Source organism: Gammaproteobacteria bacterium, from assembly GCA_013696315.1.
Lineage (GTDB): Bacteria > Pseudomonadota > Gammaproteobacteria > JACCYU01 > JACCYU01 > JACCYU01.
The window spans coordinates 1-3,557 of record JACCYU010000186.1 but is presented as its reverse complement, the minus strand read 5'-3'; the positions used below and the strand labels follow the sequence as shown (position 1 = coordinate 3,557).

General features: G+C 58.6%; 5 protein-coding genes. All 5 read right to left on the bottom strand.

Annotated elements, in window-relative coordinates; translation table 11 throughout:
* Nucleotides 1-731: carbamoyl phosphate synthase large subunit (gene carB, locus H0V34_10785; GenBank protein ID MBA2492152.1), on the bottom strand; the 731-nt coding region annotated here is incomplete at its 3' end.
* 38 nt (nt 732-769) lie between these two features.
* Nucleotides 770-925: a four helix bundle protein gene (locus tag H0V34_10780; GenBank protein ID MBA2492151.1), complete on the bottom strand. Its 156-nt coding sequence runs from the start codon at nt 923-925 to the stop codon at nt 770-772.
* Nucleotides 926-954: 29 nt separating this feature from the next.
* Nucleotides 955-2,121 (bottom strand): glutamine-hydrolyzing carbamoyl-phosphate synthase small subunit, encoded by a 1,167-nt coding sequence (carA, locus tag H0V34_10775; protein ID MBA2492150.1) that lies wholly within the window; start codon nt 2,119-2,121, stop codon nt 955-957.
* A gap of 471 nt (nt 2,122-2,592) precedes the next feature.
* Nucleotides 2,593-3,054: a nucleoside deaminase gene (locus H0V34_10770; protein ID MBA2492149.1), complete on the bottom strand. Its 462-nt coding sequence runs from the start codon at nt 3,052-3,054 to the stop codon at nt 2,593-2,595.
* On the bottom strand, nt 3,051-3,197 hold the full coding sequence (locus H0V34_10765; protein MBA2492148.1) for a hypothetical protein: 147 nt from the start codon (nt 3,195-3,197) through the stop codon (nt 3,051-3,053). Before H0V34_10765 ends, H0V34_10770 begins: the two co-directional genes overlap by 4 nt.
* Nucleotides 3,198-3,557: the final 360 nt, after the last annotated feature.

The following is a 3,557-nucleotide window of genomic DNA, read 5'->3' as shown; positions in this document are numbered from 1 at the left end:
GTGTGTATGCCCATCGGGTCGAAGTTTTCGATCGAGCACACGATGATGCAGTTGTCGTGATTGTCACGCACCACCTCCATTTCGTATTCCTTCCAGCCCAGCAACGACTCTTCGAGCAGCAGCTCGTGCCGCGGCGACAGATCCAGCCCGTGCCGGACCATTTCCTCGAACTCCTCGCGGTTGTACGCCACGCCGCCACCCGAACCGCCCAGCGTGAATGACGGCCGGATAATCGTGGGAAAACCAATGTCTTCCTGGATATCCATCGCTTCCTGCAGACTGCGTGCAATGTTCGAGCGCGCAGAGGCGAGACCGATCTCGTCCATGGCGGTGCGGAAACGATGCCGGTCTTCGGCCATATCGATCGCGTCAATGCTCGCACCGATCATCTCCACGCCGAAACGCTCGAGCACACCCTCGCGCTCCAGATCGAGTGCGCAGTTGAGCGCGGTCTGGCCGCCCATCGTCGGCAGCAGCGCATCGGGCTTTTCGCGCTCGATGATCTTCGCCATGGTACCCCACTCAACCGGCTCGATGTACGTGGCATCGGCCATCTCGGGGTCGGTCATGATAGTGGCGGGGTTGGAATTCACCAGGATGACACGGTAGCCCTCTTCGCACAGCGCCTTGCAGGCCTGTGCTCCGGAATAGTCGAACTCGCAGGCCTGGCCGATGACGATAGGCCCGGCGCCTATGATGAGAATACTCTTTATATCGGTGCGTTTAGGCATGTCAATTATCGGGACTCGGGACTCGGGAGGGCTGAAGCTTATGAATGAGTGCTTGGTGGAGCTGAATGAGTGCTTGGTGCAGCCGCAGCAGCATTTTTCCGAACGGCCGATCGCTGCAACTGAGAAATCAAGCCGTATCTCTCCTCGCGGGGGAAATGCGACGTCAATTGATAGGTTGTTTTGGCGAGCACCATGGCAAGCTGCTCGCGGAAATGTGAGACGCTCACTTGCTCTTTTCCGCGTCCCGAGTCCCGAGTCCCGAGTCCCGCATTAGCTCTATAAAATGTTCGAACAGCGGGCGCACGTCCTGCGGGCCGGGACTCGCCTCCGGGTGGCCCTGGAAGCCGAACGCGGGTTTGTCATTGTATTCGATGCCCTGATTGGTATGGTCGAACAAGGAGCGGTGCGTAACCGTAACGTTGTCGGGCAGGCTGTCCTCGCTGACCTCGAAACCGTGGTTCTGGCTGCTGATCATCACGCGCCCACTCTTGAGATCCAGCACGGGATGATTGGCGCCATGATGACCGAACTTCATCTTCTTGGTACGCCCGCCGCAGGCCAGACCCAGCAACTGATGGCCCAAGCAGATTCCGAAAGTCGGCATGCCGGCGTCAACGACTATGCGGATGGCTTCGATTGCGTATTCGCAAGGTTCCGGATCGCCGGGGCCATTGGAGAGAAACACGCCGTCCGGTTTCATCTCCAGCACCTCAGCGGCTGGCATCTGCGCCGGCACCACGGTGATGCGGCAGCCGTGATCGGTCAGTATCCGAAGGATATTGCGTTTGACACCATAATCGTAAGCCACCACGTGAAATTCCGGCTCACGCGCCTTGCGCTGCGCGAAGTCCGTCGCTTCCAGCACCCACGCGCCTTCGGCCCATTCGTAAGGCTTGTCCGTGCTGACCTCTTCGACGACATCCATGCCCTGTATTCCGGGAAATTCGCGCGCGGCCGCGACCGCGGCCTCCGCGTCTACATCACCGGCCATGACGCAGCCGCTCTGTGCACCCTGCTCGCGCAACAGGCGCGTCAGACGCCGGGTGTCGATACCCGCCAGCCCCACCACGTCTTTGCGTGCCAGATATTCCGACAGATTCTCCTCACTGCGCCAGTTGCTCAGACGCCCCGGCACATCGCGCACCACCAGCCCGCGGGCATACGCGCGCGCCGATTCTTCGTCCTGCGCGTTCGCGCCGACATTGCCGATATGGGGATAGGTGAGCGTGACGATCTGTTTGGCGTAGGACGGGTCAGTGAGGATTTCCTGATAACCGGACATGGCGGTGTTGAACACGACCTCGCCCACCGCCATGCCATCCGCGCCGATGGAATGACCGCGGAAAAGGCTGCCGTCTTGCAACGCCAGCAGGGCAGGCTTTTTCGTCATAGCGAACTCTGATACGCAAGGGAAAAGGGGGAGGGCGTCATGGTGTACTCATTGCGCTGGAATTAACAGGCGGGGAAATAAGCCCAAAGTGTAAGTGATCGCGAACATGAGAGTCTAACTTGAGCTGGCGCTTCGCCACCGTCGTCGGATTGACACGGCGACGACGAAGCCACGTTGCTGCATCACCGCACTGTATCGCTCATCCCACGCCCTGGAATAGTTCGGGTGCTGTCGTGCAAACCTGCCCGCGCGTCCCTCCAGACATGACTGTCCAATGCACTGCTGCACCGTGAGGCGCAACTGCCAGGGGCCAAACACTCAAGATCGGCTTAACGCGCCTTAATTCTGGCGGTTAATTCTTCCAGATTGAGCAGGAAGATCCGACTGGCCGCCTCGGCAAGGCCGGTGAACACTTTGCCTGAGAGAACATTTTGCCTTGCGACAATTCGATCCAGAACGGCGGCAGGTCACTCAATTTATGTGCCATGCCCCCGGCAGCATCGCTAGCGGCAAACAATACTTTTTCACACCGCTGCTGCTCAAACGCACCAGGCACATGGGGCAAGGTTCGAGCGATGTATATAGCGCGTAACCATCGAGCTTTCCCAGTTCTGGATGAGCATCTTCAAAATCATCCATGACGACCATCTCCGCGTGCCGGTCGCTGCGAAAATACGGATTGAAGACCTCGTTGTGCCCCTGTACGACGACACGGTCGGAGCCATCGACCAGGATGCACCCGATACCGAAATTGCCGGCGTTGACAGCTTCCAGCGCCAGAGTGCAGGTGAGCCAGACGCAGGCGTCATCGGCATGCTTCGCGCGCGGCTGATAATCTGTCAGATAAGCCTTCCACGTGTTAATGCCTTCAGCCTCCGTCTCAATCCGCGCCAGGCGTTGCTGACCTGCCTCCCGGATTTGCGCTGTGCTCATTGCACCTTTTCCAGTCCGGCCAGCACCGCGCGGAAGCTGTTAAGCCCCGCCTCAAGATTCTCGATGATCTCCTCGGGCAGCTCATCCGGCTCGGGCAGATTATCGAGGTCGGTGAGGCTCTTTGTCCTTGAGCCAGAAAACATCGAGGCTGGTCTTGTCACGGGCGACTAATTCCTCGTAGGTAAACCTGCGCCAGCGGCCCTCCGGGTTCGTCCCGGCATCCCAGATCGGTTTGCGTTGATGCCGGTTGCGAGGGTTGTAGCACTTGATGAAATCGGCCAGCTGTCTTCCTCATAAGATAAAGCCCCGGCCGACTTGTCACCCGGGGCTAAAGTTACTACAGGAGTGAGTAATCTAAGAAGTCCATTTGTATCGTTGATTATTCGGCGGGCACATACTGGACAGGCTCTTTCACAGTCGGATAGGTCAGTGTCACTGCGGGCGGTATAAATTCAGCCTCGGAGTTCTTTACGCCTCGCTCCGTGTGATAGGGGTCGGTGAAA

Coding starts and splice junctions, on each gene's coding strand:
- H0V34_10765 (MBA2492148.1), bottom strand. CDS start 3,197: ATGTTTTCTGGCTCAAGGACAAAGAGCCTCACCGACCTCGATAATCTG.
- H0V34_10780 (MBA2492151.1), bottom strand. CDS start 925: ATGGTGCTCGCCAAAACAACCTATCAATTGACGTCGCATTTCCCCCGC.
- carA (MBA2492150.1), bottom strand. CDS start 2,121: ATGACGAAAAAGCCTGCCCTGCTGGCGTTGCAAGACGGCAGCCTTTTC.
- H0V34_10770 (MBA2492149.1), bottom strand. CDS start 3,054: ATGAGCACAGCGCAAATCCGGGAGGCAGGTCAGCAACGCCTGGCGCGG.